The organism is Streptomyces rishiriensis, from assembly GCF_030815485.1.
In the GTDB taxonomy this organism is placed as follows: Bacteria; Actinomycetota; Actinomycetes; order Streptomycetales; family Streptomycetaceae; genus Streptomyces; species Streptomyces rishiriensis_A.
The window spans coordinates 458,166-473,234 of record NZ_JAUSWV010000002.1 but is presented as its reverse complement, the minus strand read 5'-3'; the positions used below and the strand labels follow the sequence as shown (position 1 = coordinate 473,234).

The 15,069-nt window shown below is 70.2% G+C and carries 19 protein-coding genes; 13 read left to right on the top strand and 6 right to left on the bottom strand.

The window, feature by feature from the left end; all coding sequences use genetic code 11:
• Positions 1-39 precede the first annotated feature (39 nt).
• Positions 40-912, top strand: coding sequence for a LacI family DNA-binding transcriptional regulator (locus QF030_RS40530; RefSeq protein WP_373428734.1), 873 nt, complete (start codon positions 40-42; stop codon positions 910-912).
• Entirely contained in the window at positions 800-1,309 is a 510-nt protein-coding gene (locus QF030_RS04420) for a substrate-binding domain-containing protein (RefSeq protein WP_373428733.1), read from the top strand. The genes QF030_RS40530 and QF030_RS04420 overlap by 113 nt, the downstream gene beginning before the upstream one ends.
• Before the next feature lie 202 nt (positions 1,310-1,511).
• On the opposite strand, the gene QF030_RS04415 is transcribed toward QF030_RS04420, so the two are convergent.
• The 4 genes from QF030_RS04415 to QF030_RS04400 all read right to left on the bottom strand — a co-directional run bounded on the left by QF030_RS04415 (position 1,512) and on the right by QF030_RS04400 (position 5,637).
• Positions 1,512-2,273 (bottom strand): hypothetical protein, encoded by a 762-nt coding sequence (locus QF030_RS04415; RefSeq protein ID WP_307161321.1) that lies wholly within the window; start codon positions 2,271-2,273, stop codon positions 1,512-1,514.
• Positions 2,270-3,916, bottom strand: a complete 1,647-nt coding sequence (locus tag QF030_RS04410) for a protein kinase domain-containing protein (protein ID WP_307161320.1) — start codon at positions 3,914-3,916, stop codon at positions 2,270-2,272. Before QF030_RS04410 ends, QF030_RS04415 begins: the two co-directional genes overlap by 4 nt.
• A 413-nt stretch (positions 3,917-4,329) precedes the next feature.
• A complete protein-coding gene (locus QF030_RS04405; protein ID WP_307161319.1) occupies positions 4,330-5,130 on the bottom strand; it encodes an SDR family NAD(P)-dependent oxidoreductase in 801 nt (266 codons plus the stop codon).
• Positions 5,131-5,163: 33 nt separating this feature from the next.
• Positions 5,164-5,637, bottom strand: coding sequence for an anti-sigma factor antagonist (locus QF030_RS04400; protein WP_307161318.1), 474 nt, complete (start codon positions 5,635-5,637; stop codon positions 5,164-5,166).
• 330 nt (positions 5,638-5,967) lie between these two features.
• Between QF030_RS04400 and QF030_RS04395 the strand changes: the two genes are divergently transcribed.
• The 5 genes from QF030_RS04395 to QF030_RS04375 all read left to right on the top strand — a co-directional run bounded on the left by QF030_RS04395 (position 5,968) and on the right by QF030_RS04375 (position 8,958).
• Positions 5,968-6,180, top strand: coding sequence for a hypothetical protein (locus QF030_RS04395; protein WP_307161317.1), 213 nt, complete (start codon positions 5,968-5,970; stop codon positions 6,178-6,180).
• A gap of 10 nt (positions 6,181-6,190) precedes the next feature.
• Entirely contained in the window at positions 6,191-6,850 is a 660-nt protein-coding gene (locus QF030_RS04390; protein WP_307161316.1) for an MSMEG_1061 family FMN-dependent PPOX-type flavoprotein, read from the top strand.
• A 585-nt stretch (positions 6,851-7,435) separates the two neighbouring features.
• Positions 7,436-7,813 (top strand): fic family toxin-antitoxin system, toxin component, encoded by a 378-nt coding sequence (locus QF030_RS04385; RefSeq protein WP_307161315.1) that lies wholly within the window; start codon positions 7,436-7,438, stop codon positions 7,811-7,813.
• Positions 7,814-7,982: 169 nt separating this feature from the next.
• Positions 7,983-8,375: a YciI family protein gene (locus QF030_RS04380; protein ID WP_307161314.1), complete on the top strand. Its 393-nt coding sequence runs from the start codon at positions 7,983-7,985 to the stop codon at positions 8,373-8,375.
• Positions 8,376-8,757: 382 nt separating this feature from the next.
• A complete protein-coding gene (locus QF030_RS04375; RefSeq protein ID WP_307161313.1) occupies positions 8,758-8,958 on the top strand; it encodes a hypothetical protein in 201 nt (66 codons plus the stop codon).
• A 29-nt stretch (positions 8,959-8,987) separates the two neighbouring features.
• Here QF030_RS04375 and QF030_RS04370 read toward each other — a convergent pair whose 3' ends face one another.
• A complete protein-coding gene (locus tag QF030_RS04370; protein WP_307161312.1) occupies positions 8,988-9,515 on the bottom strand; it encodes a winged helix-turn-helix transcriptional regulator in 528 nt (175 codons plus the stop codon).
• A gap of 83 nt (positions 9,516-9,598) precedes the next feature.
• Between QF030_RS04370 and QF030_RS04365 the strand changes: the two genes are divergently transcribed.
• The 3 genes from QF030_RS04365 to QF030_RS04355 all read left to right on the top strand — a co-directional run bounded on the left by QF030_RS04365 (position 9,599) and on the right by QF030_RS04355 (position 12,643).
• Positions 9,599-11,161, top strand: a complete 1,563-nt coding sequence (locus QF030_RS04365; protein WP_307161311.1) for an MFS transporter — start codon at positions 9,599-9,601, stop codon at positions 11,159-11,161.
• Positions 11,162-11,414: 253 nt separating this feature from the next.
• Positions 11,415-11,900, top strand: coding sequence for an HIT family protein (locus QF030_RS04360; RefSeq protein ID WP_307161310.1), 486 nt, complete (start codon positions 11,415-11,417; stop codon positions 11,898-11,900).
• A 500-nt stretch (positions 11,901-12,400) separates the two neighbouring features.
• Positions 12,401-12,643, top strand: coding sequence for a hypothetical protein (locus QF030_RS04355; protein ID WP_307161308.1), 243 nt, complete (start codon positions 12,401-12,403; stop codon positions 12,641-12,643).
• 130 nt (positions 12,644-12,773) lie between these two features.
• On the opposite strand, the gene QF030_RS04350 is transcribed toward QF030_RS04355, so the two are convergent.
• Positions 12,774-13,673 carry a LysR family transcriptional regulator gene (locus tag QF030_RS04350; protein ID WP_307161307.1) on the bottom strand — a complete coding sequence of 300 codons (900 nt, stop codon included), beginning with the start codon at positions 13,671-13,673 and terminating at the stop codon, positions 12,774-12,776.
• 25 nt (positions 13,674-13,698) lie between these two features.
• On the opposite strand from QF030_RS04350, the gene QF030_RS04345 reads away from it, so the two are divergent.
• Genes QF030_RS04345 through QF030_RS04335 form a run of 3 tightly spaced genes read left to right on the top strand, consistent with a single transcriptional unit; the run spans position 13,699 to position 14,986 of the window.
• A complete protein-coding gene (locus QF030_RS04345) occupies positions 13,699-13,989 on the top strand; it encodes an alpha/beta fold hydrolase (protein ID WP_307167853.1) in 291 nt (96 codons plus the stop codon).
• A complete protein-coding gene (locus QF030_RS04340; RefSeq protein ID WP_307161306.1) occupies positions 13,902-14,207 on the top strand; it encodes a transposase family protein in 306 nt (101 codons plus the stop codon). Before QF030_RS04345 ends, QF030_RS04340 begins: the two co-directional genes overlap by 88 nt.
• A 2-nt stretch (positions 14,208-14,209) precedes the next feature.
• Complete coding sequence (locus QF030_RS04335; RefSeq protein WP_373428732.1) at positions 14,210-14,986, top strand: IclR family transcriptional regulator; 777 nt, start codon at positions 14,210-14,212, stop codon at positions 14,984-14,986.
• Positions 14,987-15,069: the final 83 nt, after the last annotated feature.

Sequence of the window (15,069 nt, the reverse complement as noted above, 5' to 3'; positions counted from 1 at the left end):
CGGTGAGGATGGAGGTCAGGGAGCGCTCCCTCAGGGAGAATGCTGCGGCTGCCCATGACTGTCAATAGCCTTGTTCACCTTGAAAAACGGCGCCGAATCAAGCGCACAGCGCTGGGGGAGCGGTCTCTCATGACTGGCGGGCGGTTCCAACGGCCACGGCTGCGGCGCAAAGAGAGCGCATGTCCGGAGCGCGGTCATGCCGCCCCGGCCTGCGGATACGCTGCTTGCATGCCACGACGCGCAGCCGGAGGTCGCCCCGATGAGAAAGCGCTCCCCGAGAGCCCTCCCGAGTGGCGGAACGGGGGAGGGGCAGGGATGAAACGGCCTACTCTCGAAGTGGTCGCGGCCCGGGCGGGCGTCTCCAAATCAAGCGTCTCCCGCGTCATCAACGGCGAGACGACTGTCGCCCCGGAGATCAGGGACGTCGTCATGCGAGCCGTACAGGAACTGGGCTACGTGCCCAACGGGGCTGCCCGCAACCTGGTGACCCGCCGCACGGACACGCTGGCCGTGGTCGTCTCCGACCCGCCCCAGGGAGTCGTCTCCGACGACCCCCTCTTCTCCGCCGTGGTCCGCGCCGTCAGCAGGGAACTCGAGGCCGCAGGGAAACGGCTGGTGCTCATGCTCGCCGAATCGGACCAGAGCCGCACCAGAGTGGAACAGTACGTCGCCGGCGGACATGTGGACGGCGTGATGCTCGTAGCACTGCACGGCACGGATCCCCTGCCCGCCCGCCCTGGCCAGGCAGGGCCTGCCGGTCGTCTCCTTCAACCGCACCTCAGCCCGGGACGTGCCGTACGTGGCCCTGGACAACGCCGGCGGAGCGGCCCTTGCCGTGAGTCACCTTCTGCAGCGGGGCCGACGCCGGATCGCCGCCATCACCGGACCACTCGACCTCTACGAGGCGCGTGAGCGACTCGACGGCTACCGCCAGACACTGCGCGACACCGGCCGTCGCTCCATCGTGGCGCTGGGAGACTTCACCAGAGTCTCCGGCGCGGAAGCCATGCGCCAGCTCCTGGAGGACGATCCCCACCTCGACGCCGTGTTCGCCTCCAACGACCTGATGGCGATCGGAGCGCTGCGCACCCTGCACCAAGCCGGACGGCACGTCCCGGACGACGTGGCCGTGGTCGGTTTCGACGACATAGAAGCCGCCTCCTACACCAGTCCCGCACTCACCTCGGTGCGCAGCCCGATGGCCGACCAGGCAACCGCCGCGGTCCACTTGCTCCTCCGCCTCATCGAAGGCGGCTCCACGGACCCGGTGATCATGCCGAACGAACTCGTGGTCCGCGAGTCGACTTGATCTGCCCCGCAGGACACTGTGGCTGCGGTCCGACCCATTGGCGCCGCCTCGAGAGCGCCGCCTCGAGAGCGCCGACTCGTGATCGTGGTACGACCGCACGGGTTGCCGGCCGACCTTGCATACGAGCCGCTGCAGCCGAAGCGGCTGCAGTCGGAGCGTCAGGCGTCAAGGCCCGGTAGGACAGCAGGCCGGTACGGCAGCGTCAGGGGTGAGGTGCTCGGGGGCAGTCGTAGGTGAAGCGGACCTCGGCCGCGTGCGGCTCGGGGGCGAGGACGCGCAGCTCCGCCACGGCCCGCAGCCGCCCTGGTCCCTCGAAGGTCCACAGCAGTTCCAGCCGGACCGTCCGCTGTCCCCGGACGACGTCGGCGTGCCGCAGGGCGGAGGAGGTGCCGTCACTGCGCAGCCAGCGGTAGGTGAGCGTGCCGGGGCGGCCGTCGGTGCGGACCACGCCCACAATGCCCGCCGTGGAGTCGCAGTCCAGGGTGTCCCGCGCCGCCGTCACCGACACGCTCCGCACTCCGAGCCCTGTGCTCTCCCGCCAAAGCAGGAGGAGGACGGCGGCGACGAGCACCAGCGCGGGCAGCGCGTACCGGCGCGGTCGGCCGCGCCGGAGGACGGGCGGCGCGGGCACGGCGGGCAGTGTGCGGTGCGGCTGGCGGGCCAGGGCGGCGGTGACTCCCGGGCCGAAACGCAGCACGGTGCCGTCGCCGTCCGGCGTCGGTGCTGCGACGGCGGTCCGATCCTCGGGAGGAGCCGCGTCCTCGACCACGGTGTGGTCGTCGAGGACAGCGGTCGGTCCGTCCAGAACAGCGGTCGGTCCGTCGAGGACGGCGGTCGGGTCGGTCTCGGGTCGCTGGATCCAGTGGCTGGCCAGCGCCGTGGCGCTGTAGTCCTCGTTGTCCCCCGGGGGCGCCGGAGGGAGAGGTGGGGACGCGGGCCGGTCGTGCGGGTCGGGTCGGTTCATCGGATGTCGCACCGCCGGGTCAGGAGTTGCCTGGAGGCTTCGCCACCGGCGGCGGCAGTGGTGGTGACCTGGACCGTCCAGTAGCAGCCGGTTCCGGCGAAGGAGTGCTCGACGGTGAAGGCGTACTGCGTGGAGCCGCTCAGTCTTCGGACGTCGGCAGCCCCGTCAGCGCTGCCCGGCTGCCCGGAGGCATCGCCCGAGAACCAGCCGACGGTCACCGAGACCGGGCCCGTGCCGTCCGTTGTCACCGTGATCGACGCCGTAGCTGTGCTGGTGCCGGTCTGCCGGAACTCTGCGACGGCGACGTCCTTCACCCCGGTCCGCGGTGGGGGAGAGGGGCTCGTGGTGGTGCCGCCGGAGGAGGGCGGTGCCGACGGCTCCGCACTCGGTGTATCGCCGTCGGGGGTGGTCGGCACGGGGCCGGTGGGTGGCGTGACGGAAGCGGACGGCGTGGTGGAGGCTTCGTTCGTACTACCGGACGGGGTCACGGAGCCGGAGGGCGGTGTTCCGCTCGGGGGTGCGGGAGTCACCGGATCGCTCGTGTACGGGGCGTCCGGCGTGGCGCTCGTGGTGGCCAGCACCTCGGCCGCCTGCCCGGTGGCCACCCCGGCGCCGTCCTTCCCGCCCAGACCCTGCGCCAGCAGCGCGACCAGGACGGCGAGGGCTGACACGAGGACGCCCGGCCAGGTGGGGCGCCACGGACGCAGCCGGCCGGGCCCCGTGCCCTGCCTGAGGACCGTACGTGCGGTGTCGGTCCCGGCGTGGGGCGCCTGCTTGGCGGACGGCAGCAGGAACAGCAGCAGTGCGACGAGCGCGGCGAGCCGTCCGCGTCCACGCTCCTCCCAGTCGGGGCCGTAGGCCCCCACCGCGATCCGCTCCAAGTCCTCGACGAAGGCCGCCGCGTCCGAGGGGCGCTCGCTGGGCGACTTCGCCAGCCCACGCCCGACCAGCGGACGCACCGCCTCCGGTAGTTCCTCGACCGGGACGGGGCTCTCGACGTGCCGCAGCGCCAGCTCGGCCATGTTGTCGCCCGTGTAGGGCCTGCGTCCCGTGAGGCACTCGAAGAAGGTGGCCGTGGCCGCGTAGACGTCCCCTGCGGGCGAGGCGGGGGCGCCGGTCCACTGCTCGGGAGCCATGTAGGAGGGCGTTCCGGCCACTCCGGCCCGGACGCCCGCGTCCACCGCGATGCCGAAGTCGACCAGCTTGGAGCCGCCGTCCGGCTCGACCAGGACGTTCTCCGGCTTGTAGTCCCGGTGCACCACCCCGACCCGGTGCGCGTCGGCAAGACCGAGCAGGGACCCCTTCAGGACGACGAGGGCGGCCTCGGGGGTCAGCGGGCCCCTACGGGCGAGGAGGGTCCGCAGGGACACGCCCTCCACCAGCTCCATCACGATGGCGGCGCCGTTCGTCGCCTCGACGTACTCGTAGAGCCCGGCCACGTGAGGGCTGCTCAGGCTCCCCAACAACTCCGCTTCGGCCCGGAAGCCGTGCACGAAGCCGGGGCGGGTGCGCAGCGATTCGCTCAGGTACTTCACCGCCACCGACACGCCGGTCGGCTCGTGCACGGCGCGTACGACCCGCCCGCTCGCCCCGGACCCCAGCTCCAGAGCCTCGGCGTATCCCGGTACCGCCCATGCGTGCATCGTCGTCCCCCTGCCCTGCAGTCCGCGGAGTGTTCCCGGTGCCGTGTCCCGGCACGTCGGACCACGCGGACAGAGACACGATTATGGCCGCCGCGGTTGCAAGCGCACCCGCTCGCGACGGCGGCGCTCCATCTTCCGGGCTCGGTCGGCGCTCGACGCGAGCATCCCCGGTGCCCGGCGGCCACCTCGGTGGGTGACCACCGGTCGGCCACCACACGCCGGAGCCTCGGCCGGTGATCACCGAACGTTCCCTGCAAGGTGATGAGCCGCCGGTGATGCCCGCCGGATGAAGGTCACCGCCCGGCGACGGACGGCGGAGCCGGTACGAGGGACGAGGAGGGCAATGGCTCGCGGGCTGGCCGCGGCCGTCGCCTCAGGTGGTTGGTTCGTGTCATCGAGCGCCGCGCGCCGTGTCACCGAGCCCGGCCGCGCCCTGAGCGGATCTGCAGCTCGGCCTTGGCCAGGCCGGCGAGCGGGGCGGGATCGGAGAGTCCCGGCACGCACACCACCTGAGCTTTCTCCAGAGCGGCCAGCGAGGCGTCGATCACCTCGTCCACCGGCATGCCGCCGTCCTCGTGCACGCACTGCTCGCGCCCCGGGACGGGCTCCTCGCCGCGCGAGCGGTGAAACTCCGTCGCGGTGAGCCCCGGACACAGCACCTGGACGCGCAACGGCGTATCAGCCAGTTCCGCGGCGAGAGTGCGTGTGAACGTGACCACATATCCCTTGGTCCCGCCGTACACAGCGCGCTCGGGCAGCGGATGCGGTGGAAGCGCACCGGCGAAGGCGAGCTGGGAGGCCACGTTGACGACGACGCCCCGTCCGCGCGCCAGCATCGCCGGTATCACCGCGCGCGTCAGCGCGGTGACCGCGAACACGTTGAGCGTCAGTACCTTGGCCATGAGCGCCGGGTCGAGTTCGGCGAAGGGGCCGTATCCGTTGATACCCGCATTGTTGAGCAGGAACCCCACCTCCGGGTCCGCAGCCCGCCGCGCGACACGGCTCAGGTCATCCTGCTCGGACAGGTCGGCCACCAGCGTTTCCACCGTCGTGCCGGTCTCCTTGCGCAGCCGGTCCGCGAGATCCTCGAGCCGCTGCGCCCGCCGGGCCACGAGAATCGTGTCCCAGCCGTCGGCGGCCAATCGCTCGGCGTAGCCCGCGCCGATACCCGAGGAGGCTCCGGTCACCAGCGCCGTACCGCGTTCCGCGCTCATTTGTTGTTCCTCGCCCTTTCGCCGTGTCCGGCCTCACCGCAGGTCGCAAGCATGCGACTGCCGCGCCGCGGCCGTCCGCTCCTTCGTGTCCGGGCAGACGAAGCGGTAGAGCCGCACCTTGAGACGCGCTCGCACCGTGGACGCCGGGCGCCGGGGCGATGTCGCCGCACAGCACACCCGCGTCCGCTCCCGGGCCTGTGACAGCGTGCGCGTGACACGCAGGATGCGCTCGAGACCGGCTTCGCGCAGTGCCTCGGCGACCTGTTCGTGGCGCGCCCTGACGCACAGGAAGACGCGGCAACGCTCCGCGAACCCGCGCAGGCGCACCAGCAAGCTCACAAGGCTGGGCGACACCTCCTCGGAGTCCACGTCCACGATGGCGGCAGGGGTGTCGCAACGCCGCAGCAAGGTGCGCACCTGTTGCTCGGCGGCCAACGCGTCGTCGGAGCGGGTGACCCCGCGCAGTTCGATGACCCGGTGGGTCCGGTCGAGACGGTAGCTCTTCACATACAAGGCCCACTCCCCTGGGGAAACAGAACGTCGGTACGGCCGCGTCCTGACCGGCCTTCCGCGTGCCCTCTCAGCCCGCCGTCACACATGCCCGACGACCACGAGCCGGCGGGCAGGGCAGGGCGTGGTCGACAGAGCGTCCTGCGGCGACTGTCGTCGCCGACGCTCCGCAGCGCGTGCGAGTGGCCTGTGAGCAGGCCGGGTGCGGAGCGTAGTCGCGGGCGGGCGTGCTCCTGAGCGGCCGCGCCACGGTCGCCGACGCGCATCTGGCCGCCCTCGACGCGCGGATCCGCTCACTCAAGGTGAGCCGGGCCCATCCTGTCCACCGTGGCGACACGGGCTTCGACCGTTGAGGGGACGAGACTGACGAACCGGTTGGCGCGGCTTTCCGCCGCCGAGCGCAAGCAGATCACCGACGAGTTCAAGGAGGAGGTGTTCGGCGGCCTCGACGACCCGCGCCTGCACGACCGCATACGCACCGACGGCACCGAGTTGCCGCTCGGCGATCCGATCAAGATGAGCCGCTGGCCCGCCCCATAAGGTCACAGGCATGACGACATCCCCTGCCGACAGCGCATTCGACTCGCTCCGCCTCGACGCCGTACGCGACCAGGAGGCGTTGCGCCGGGTATACGACCTCCCCAGTGAGACGGCCGTGCGCAAGCAGACGACCGAACTCACCGAGCAGACCCGGCGGTTGATCGGCTGCTCATCGCTGGTCCTGATCGCCAGTGCGGATGCCGAGGGCAACTGTGACGTTTCCCCGCGCGGCGGCCCGGCCGGGTTCGTCGCCGTCCTGGACGCACGGACGGTGGCGATACCGGACGCGACCGGCAACAAGCGTCTGGACACCCTGCAGAACGTCATCGCCACCGGACGGGCAGGGCTGCTGTTCGTCATCCCGGGACGGACCACGACGCTCAGGGTGAACGGCCGGGCGTGCGTCTCCTCCCGGCCTGAGCTGCTGTCGCAGCTGACCGCCGTGGGCAAGCCGCCGGCCAGTGCGCTCGTACTGGGGATCGAGGAGGTCTACCCGCACTGCCCCAAGTCACTGCTGCGCAGCGGGGCTTGGAAGCCGGAGACATGGCTGCCGGCCGACGCCCAGCCGGCCTCGGCCGAGGTGACGCTGGCCCAGCTGCGGATACCGGAGCTGACGATCGCCGACATCGAGCAGGCCGAGGCGGACTCGCTGAAGTACCGGTACGAGTGACGGCCCGACCCACCACGCTCTGCGGCCGGCGTTGCTCTGGGCAGCGGACAGCGGACAGCGGGCAGGCAAGGGGTCGAGTTGCGAAGCCATGTCGGGCCTCGCCGCCCCGGCAGAGCCGGTACGGCTGACCGAGCTCCGTCCACGACTTCGGCTCAGGGGCTTTCACGGGGCGGCCGCCGGGTCGGCTCGGGAATGCCGGGTGAGGGGGCGTACGGATCGAACCACTGGGTGCGGTCGGTCTCTTCGCCGCGCGGCCGACAGCAACGGCTTGACCTGTGGGAGGGATATATGCCGGCCCCACTGTCCCGGGGGGAGGGGAAGTGGGGCCGACGTGCGCTCGAACGGCCGGGGGGACGGCGCTGTGTCGAGCTCGCATTCGTCTGCTGCCCCCGGTCGGGAGTTGTATGCACGAGAGTCTGGCGGCAGCATCTACGCCGCCTACCGGCGGCTCGGACTCGCGGACTCGGGGAACCGGCTTCCGTGCCGGGCCTGCGCCAAGCGTGCGGCAAGGCGCCGGTGCATGGGTTCCGTATGCGGCAAGACCCCCTACCGCGCCGGCGAAGCGCGAGGGGCGCGGAAAGCCGCGTGATCCTGTACATCGACCGTGCGTGGCTGCTGGACCTCGCGCACCGTAGCCTGCCCGGCGATCCGGACGTCACCGACTTCGGGACGCTTCAGGCCGCGGTGGCGCGGCACGCGGACAAGGTGATGGACCGGCCCGTCCATCCCGAGGTGCACCACCGGGCCGCCGCGCTCATGCACCAGCTCATCCGCGTGCCCGCGCTGGAGCACGCCAACGAGCTGTTCGGTGCGGTCGTGGCCGCCTCGTACCTGACGGTGTCCGGGGTCGTGGTGACAGCCGACTTCAAACAGGCCGGGGACCTGGCCGAGCGGATCGCCCGTAACGGGTTGGACGTGCGCATGGTCGCCGAGGAGATCAAGGGCTGGGCCGGCCGAGGCTGAGCAGTACTAAGCAGGCAGCGATCGAATCTCCGAGGAGGCGGGCGAGGTGGGCTCGTCTCGAGGAGGAGAAAACAGCGTCGGAGGGCGCCGATGACTTTCGCTGCTCCCGGCCGTCTACCTCTTCGCAAGCGCTCAGAAGCGCAGCAGCTGCTTCGGAGAGGTGAGGGACATGAAGTACATGATCCAGATGAACGTGCCTGCCGCCCAGTGGGACACCATCATGTCGTCGTACTCCAAGGACGACATGGCGGCCATGTTCGCGCACATGAACTCTCTCAACGACGACCTCACGTCCGCCGGAGAGTGGGTGGACGGGCAAGGCCTCGGCGGCCCGTCGCTGGTCAAGACAGTGCGGGCCGGAAGCGACGGACGGCCGCAGGTGACGGACGGACCGGCCGAGCCGGGACGCATCCTGGCCGGGTACTGGGTGGTCGACGTCAAGAGCGAGGACCGGGCCCTGGAGATTGCCGCACGCGCGTCAGCGTGTCCCGGCCCTGGCGGGAAGCCCGGCAACGACCCGGTCGAGGTGCACGCGATCCCCGGAGACCCGACGGAGGCCTGAGCCGCCGCCCGAGGCAGTGCCCGGAAACGTGCGAGCCGAGTTCGTCGATCCCCCGGGCACAGGCCGGCCAGTGCCCGTGGAGGGCCGGGACCGATGGCGGACTGGGGCAGCAGCGGTCGGTGGGGGAAAGGCGGCCCTGGAACTCGATGTCCTGCCTGTACACGCTCGCGCTGCTCCGCCAGGCCCGTCGAGCCGGCGCCTGGGGCCTTCCCGGAACGCAGTCCATCAGTCGCGGTAATCGTATGGAGATGTGCCGGAATCCGACGGCGAGCCTGGCTCGGGATCGCGCGGAGTGAGACTGTCGGCGAGCCGTGGCGGCCCGTCCGAGCAGTGCGTCGGCCGCCGGGCCCTCCCCTGGCCGATCGTCGATCGAGGAGTTCAGATGCGTCTGCGCAAGCGAGCGGTTGCCGTCGTGTTCGTGGCCACCGCAGCCTTCACCGCCCTCGCCCCCCAGGCCATGGCGGTCCCCATGCCCTGGGAGACCAGCGAGACCCCCACGGCCACGACCCATCACACCACTGCCGACGCAGCCGGCGGCAGCAGCACGATCACCCTGCTGTGCGGGAACCCGTGCTACCAGTAGGTGGCCCTCATAAAGGTTGATGGCGCGACCTAGCGGCCCTGCTCGCCGGACCGCGGGCCGAAGGGCGCAAGCCGCGCCTCGGTCTCCTCGATGCCCACGTCATGGCCCGCCCCGCACCGCACGGCCGGGAGCAGCGGCTCACCGCATCCGGCGTGCGCGAGTTCGACCCCGCCCTGCGCGCCGTTCGTCGCGCCCCAGTTCATCAACGCGACGAACAGCGGGAACAGGGAGCGGCCCCGCTCGGTCAGCACGTACTCGTGGCGGGTGCGCGCGCCCGGCACCCGGTAGGGCTGCCGCTCCATCAAGCCGTCGGTCACCAGCTGCCGCAGTCGCTTGGAGGCGACCGTCTCCGCGAGGCCGGTGCGCCGGACCAGGTCGTCGAAGCGGCGCCCGCCGTAGAACGCCTCCCTCACCAGCATCATCGCCGAGCGGGTACCGACCACCTCCAAGGACCGTTCCATGGCGCACCAGCCGGCCGCCGTGAAGGCGTCGCGGTCGGCGAACTCGCCCGTGCGCGTGAACACCGTGTGTTCGTCATGCAGGTCAGCGCGTTCCATGAACCCATTCTAGCCTGGCTAGCGTTTTCGAAAGTCAGGCTGCTACCTTCCTGGCTATGCAAAACAGCAGCCAGCCATCACGCGTGAGCACCGCGCTCGCTCCGACTGCCCCCACTGCCCCGACCGCCGCGCTACCCGTCCGCCCCTGGCGCGGAGTGCTCACCGTGTGCCTCGGCGTGATGATGGCGTTCGTCAACGTCTCCTCCACCATCGGGGCGCTCGGCGCCATCCAGCAGGACCTGCACCCGTCCGCGAGCACGCTCGTCTGGGTGACCAGCGCCTACTCCCTGGTCGTCGCCACCCTGGTGATGTTCACCGGCACTCTCGCCGACCTGATCGGACGCCGCGCGGTATTCCTCGGCGGAGCAGTGGTGTTCACCGCGGGCAGCCTGCTGGCCTACGTCGCCGACGGCACGGGGGTGTTGATCACCGCACAGGCAGTCATGGGCCTCGGAGGCGCGGCGGTCCTCCCCGCCAGCCTGTCGATCGTCAGCCACTCCTTCACCGACCCGCACCAGCGGACCAAGGCGATCGGCGCCTGGGCGAGCTGCTCCGGCCTCGGCCTGGCCGTCGGCCCGCTCGGCGCAGGGCTGCTGCTCGGAAATTTCACCTGGCAAGCCGTGTACCTGATCGACGTCGTGATCGGTGCGGTCACCGTGATCCTGACACCGTTCTTGGTGCCGGAATCCAAGCACCCGACCCGACGCCTGGACCTCGCCGGCGTGCTGCTCGGAACCGTCATGATCGCGTCCGCGACCTACGCCATCATCGAGGGCGGCTCCTCCGGCTACACCTCGGGCCGCATCATCACCATGTACGGCGTCTTCGCCGCCTCCCTCGTCCTGTTCGTCACCGCCGAATCCCGCCACCACGACCCGATGCTGGACCTGCGCCTCTTCCGCAACTCCTCCTACACCGCGGTGATGGGCGTGGCAGCAGCGTCGATGTTCGGCTTCGTCGGCACCTCCCTGCTCGCCGTCCTGTACATGGAACGTGTCCAGCGGCTGTCCGCACTGGCTACCGGCGTCCGGCTGCTGGCGATGTTCGCCACCTACATCGTGGTCAGCGCACTCGCCGGGCGCCTCGTACAGAAGGTCGGCTTCGCCCTCACGCTGACCGCAGGCCTCGTCGTCCTGGGAGGCGGCGCCCTGGCCCTGCTGGCCATCGGCCCCTTCACCGGCTACAGCGCCCTCTGGCCCGGCCTGCTGATCGCAGGCTTCGGCTCGGCGCTGCTCACCGCCCCCTCGACAGCCGCCGCCGTCAACAGCGTTCCCCGACTCCAGGCCGGCATGGCGAGCGCGACCGTCAACATGTTCCGCCAGATCGGCTCCGTACTCGGTCCCAGCATCCTCGGAACCATCGTCACCACCAGATTCCCGCGGTACCTGGAAGAACAGCTGATCACCTCAGGCGTACCGGCCCCGGACGCCTCCCGAATCACCGCCGGCGCCGTCCACGGCGACAGCGCAACCTCACTGCCGACCGCACTCGCCCACACCGTCACCGACTCCGCGGCACGCGCCTTCACCGACGCCGTCCACCTCGGACTACTCATCGGCGGCATCACCCTGCTCCTCATCGCGATCCCCACTGCGGTCTTCGTACGGCACCGCAACACACCTGCCCCCACACCGTCAGCGATCTGACCCACAACACGCTCCCGGAAGAACGGCCCGGCGGACGCGGCGAGTCGCGTCCGCCGACACCGGCTTGCGACAGCGGCTACGCGCACATGCCCGGCCGGGTCCCAACGTCACAGACGCGGGGCACTCGGCTCGGCGAAGCCCCCCACACTCTCACCGAGCGTCAGAGAGGTTTTCCTGGCGTGACTGGTGACTGGTGACTGGTGACTGAGGCCGACAGCCGCTTCGCAGGGAGACAGTTCTACGATCTCGGTTCATGACGACTCCCGACTGCTACACATGCAGCAAGGAAGAGGTTTTCGACAACCTTCCACCACGCGAGTGCGTGGTACATGACCAACACTGGCGGGTGGCCCACGCCTTCAACACCGCAGTGCCCGGATGGCTGGTGCTGCTGCCTCGGCGCCATGTTGCCGCAGTTCATGACCTCACCAATGCTGAGGCATCGTCCCTAGGACTGTGGCAGGTCAAGCTCTCCCGGGCTCTCCGCGGCATGACTGGCTGCGCCAAGACCTACGTTGTCCAATTCGCCGAGGCCGAAGGCTTCGCGCACGTGCACTTCCATATCGTTCCGCGCATGGCAGATCTGCAGCCGGAGCATCGTGGCCCGGGGATTTTCGATCTGCTTCGGCGACCAGAGCAGGAGCGAGTAACGGCTGACCAGGCGGACCAAATAGCCCTCTCACTTCGAACTCAACTTCATGGGCACCCGAACGCTCAGCAACCAGATCACGGAATCTGAGCTGGAACGCGACTTGACGGCAGTGATTGCGCAGATCGTCGGGAGGAGGTCTTCTCTTGACACTACGAGCAACCAGTGATTGCTTCAAGTGCACTTTGGTCAATGGGGATTTACTCACACGCATGTGACGAATGCCATGCAGGCGCCCACGCGGCACACTCCGCTCCTCACCCCCCGAATTGATTGCGCCTGTGTAACTGATCAAGTCACATATTTGCACTTGATGTGAGGCCAGAGACTTTTAACGTTCCCGGCATGAACCTCACCGTCCTTGCAACCTTCAGCCAGACCGGAATCGCCGTCACCCGACAGGCGCTCGACGTGGGCGCACCGTGACCGCCATCGCGCGTGATCCCGAGCGGATTGCCGTGCCCGACTCCCGAACCTGCGCAAAGTGGCGGGCGACGTGAACGACGCGGGCAGTATCGCCGCCGTCGTGGACGGGGATTCCGTGGCCCTTTCCGCGCTCGGCACGGACCGGGCGCGGATTCTCCTGGCCGGTGCCCGGTTCCGGCGTCGCCGCGGGACCACGGCGCGTCATCTGGCTCGGTGCCTACGGCACGGGCAAGTCGGCCGAAGTGCCGGGTGAGGGCGCGGTCGTGCTCGCCAAGGTGCTGGGCGACCGGTACGCGGACAAGGCCGAAGCCGACAACACCGTTCTCGCGGCCGGGGGCACCGACTTCCACGCCGGGATGCTCACTGACGGGCGGGAATGCCGCCGTCGACGCACGGTCGGCCTGTAGGCCGTGCCCTCCCTTCGGCCTCGATGCGAAGGTCAGCCGGGAAACCGTCGGCGCGTCGATGCTCGACGAAGCGGCAGCGCCCGGTTTTCCCCGTGCCGTAGCCCTGCCACGGGCGGAGTGGGTCGAGTGGTCAGCAGGCGGTGATCTCCTCGATCGACGCCCGGACCTGCTCGCGGAGCCAGGCGTGGGCGGGGTCGGAATCGTAGCGCTGGTGCCAGTTGCAGTTGATCGTCGCCACCGGGGACTCGATCGGCAGCGGCCGGGCGAGGAGCCCGAACGCCTCGATGAGCGGGCGGCTGTGGATCGCCGCGCAGGTGACCAGCGCGTCGCCACGAGCGGCGATCTGCAGGGCGGTGGACACCGTCGCCACCGCCGCGACCACCCGGCGCCGCAGGCCTTCGGCGGCCAGCGCGTCATCGATCGGTGCGGTGAGGCGGCCACGCCGGGAGATCACCACATGCGGCTGCGCGGCGTAGGAGGCCAGGTCGAGTCCGGTGGCGCAAGGGTGGTCCGCGCGCATCGCGACGACGAGCCGATCGTCGCCGAGCGGCTCGGACCGGAACTCGGGCAGACTCGGCCTGCCGCCACCGAGTTCGAGATCGACGCGGCCGTGGCGCAGGTCGTCGGTGTCGACGGAGTTCTCCGCCAGCACCCGCAGCTGGACCCCGGCAGCCTGCCGCTGAACCCTCCCGACCAGTACCGGTACCAGGGACGCGGCCGCCGCGTCGTGACACTGAATCGTGAAGGTGCGATCCAGCTCGGCCAGGTCCAGTTCACGGATCGGTGAGAGCACTGCGTGCGCCTGCCTGACCAGCCGGTGGACGTCCTCCCGCACCGACAGTGCGTACGGGGTGGGCGTCATGGAGTGGCCGGTGCGCACCAGGATGTCGTCCCCGGTGACGGCGCGAAGCCGGCCGAGGGTGCGGCTGACCGCGGGCGAGGACAGGTGCAGCCGCTCGGCCGCGCCCATCACGCTGCCCTCTTCGAGCAGGGCGTCCAGCACGGTCAGCAGATTCAAGTCCAGTTGCATGGAAGTAAATCCTAAGGAGCGTTCCATGAGCCAGGAACACAATCAGCTGGCCTATGACCTCGACGGCACGGGACCGCTGCTCGTGGCAGTCCACGGCATCACCGAGAACCGAAGCTTCTGGGATCCTGTCTGCCTGCAGCAGCACTTCCGCGTGCCGCGCGTCGACCGGGCCAGTGCCTGCGGACAGCCTGGCGCCGCCGAGGACGAACTGTCCTGGCTGCCGGCTCGGTGGCCGAAGTTGCCGACCCGCGCAAACCGCGCAACAGGCGCCACAGCCTGGTGTACGTACTGGCGCCGGCGGCCTGCGCGGTACTGACCGGCGCAAGTTCGCTGCCGGCGATCAGCAAGTGGGTCACCGGTGCATCGGCGGTGACACGACCGCCCCGGTGGCAGGAGCCCCAGCCCCGGCGCGTCGGAACACCCCCGCCCGTACGGGCGCAATGGGCACCACCTGTCGCGTCCTTCGAGGGCTCGGGAGGCGCCCGTGGGATGTTGCCGGTGCACGCCCGTGGACCTGAGCGGTCAGGGGGCTGATCATGGCTCGTGTGAGGGCACCTGTGGGTGAGTCTGTCCTGTCGCGGGCGGTGCGGATCTTCGAGGCGTTCACGCCGGACGAGCCGGCCCTGACCGTCTCCGAGATCTCCCGGCGTACGGGCCTGCACCTGGCGACCGCTTCCCGGCTCGTGGCCGAGTTGGTCGCGCACGGGTTCCTCGCGCGAGACGCGGACCGCCGGGTGCGGATCGGCGTACGCCTGTGGGAGTTGGGGACGCGGGCCTCGCCCACCCTGTCGCTGCGGGATGCGGCGATGCCCTTCATGGAGGGCGTGCACGACGTGGTGGGGCACCATGTCCAGATCGGTGTGCTGGAGGGCGAGGAGGTTCTGTTCCTGGAACGGCTGACGGCGCTGGGAGCGGTCGTCAACTACACCCGCATCGCGGGGCGGCTGCCGCTGCACGTGTCCTCCAGCGGCCTGGTGCTGCTCGCCCATGGCGCTACCGACCTGCAGGAACGTGTGCTCGCCGGGCCGCTGCGCAAGTACACGCCGCACACCATCACCACGGCTGTCGCACTGCGCTCCACCCTGGCCGCCATCCGGAAGCAGGGGTATGCGTACTGCCCGGGACACTTCCACGAGGACGCCCTCGGCATCGCGGCCCCCGTGCGCGACGGCGGGGGAGAGGTGGTGGCCGCCCTGTCGGTGATCATCCCCAATGACGCCGCCGCCGCTGCGGTTCCGCCGGTGGTGCGGACCGCCGCGCGTGGCCTCTCCAGGGCCCTGGCGGCGGGTGGCGCCCGCGGCCTGCCTGGCTGAGGGGCCCGCAAGTTCGTCTCTCATTGAATGAGAGTGCCGTCGCGCCTCACGCCCGCTCCCGCGCATCCTTCCTGCAACCCATT

Excerpts from the sequence above, each read along its gene's own strand:
- QF030_RS40530 (WP_373428734.1), top strand. The coding sequence starts at position 40 with ATGCTGCGGCTGCCCATGACTGTCAATAGCCTTGTTCACCTTGAAAAA.
- QF030_RS04415 (WP_307161321.1), bottom strand. The coding sequence starts at position 2,273 with ATGAACCGACCCGACCCGCACGACCGGCCCGCGTCCCCACCTCTCCCT.
- QF030_RS04410 (WP_307161320.1), bottom strand. The coding sequence starts at position 3,916 with ATGCACGCATGGGCGGTACCGGGATACGCCGAGGCTCTGGAGCTGGGG.
- QF030_RS04405 (WP_307161319.1), bottom strand. The coding sequence starts at position 5,130 with ATGAGCGCGGAACGCGGTACGGCGCTGGTGACCGGAGCCTCCTCGGGT.
- QF030_RS04390 (WP_307161316.1), top strand. The coding sequence starts at position 6,191 with ATGACGACATCCCCTGCCGACAGCGCATTCGACTCGCTCCGCCTCGAC.
- QF030_RS04380 (WP_307161314.1), top strand. The coding sequence starts at position 7,983 with ATGAAGTACATGATCCAGATGAACGTGCCTGCCGCCCAGTGGGACACC.
- QF030_RS04375 (WP_307161313.1), top strand. The coding sequence starts at position 8,758 with ATGCGTCTGCGCAAGCGAGCGGTTGCCGTCGTGTTCGTGGCCACCGCA.
- QF030_RS04370 (WP_307161312.1), bottom strand. The coding sequence starts at position 9,515 with ATGGAACGCGCTGACCTGCATGACGAACACACGGTGTTCACGCGCACG.
- QF030_RS04360 (WP_307161310.1), top strand. The coding sequence starts at position 11,415 with ATGACGACTCCCGACTGCTACACATGCAGCAAGGAAGAGGTTTTCGAC.
- QF030_RS04350 (WP_307161307.1), bottom strand. The coding sequence starts at position 13,673 with ATGCAACTGGACTTGAATCTGCTGACCGTGCTGGACGCCCTGCTCGAA.
- QF030_RS04345 (WP_307167853.1), top strand. The coding sequence starts at position 13,699 with ATGAGCCAGGAACACAATCAGCTGGCCTATGACCTCGACGGCACGGGA.
- QF030_RS04335 (WP_373428732.1), top strand. The coding sequence starts at position 14,210 with ATGGCTCGTGTGAGGGCACCTGTGGGTGAGTCTGTCCTGTCGCGGGCG.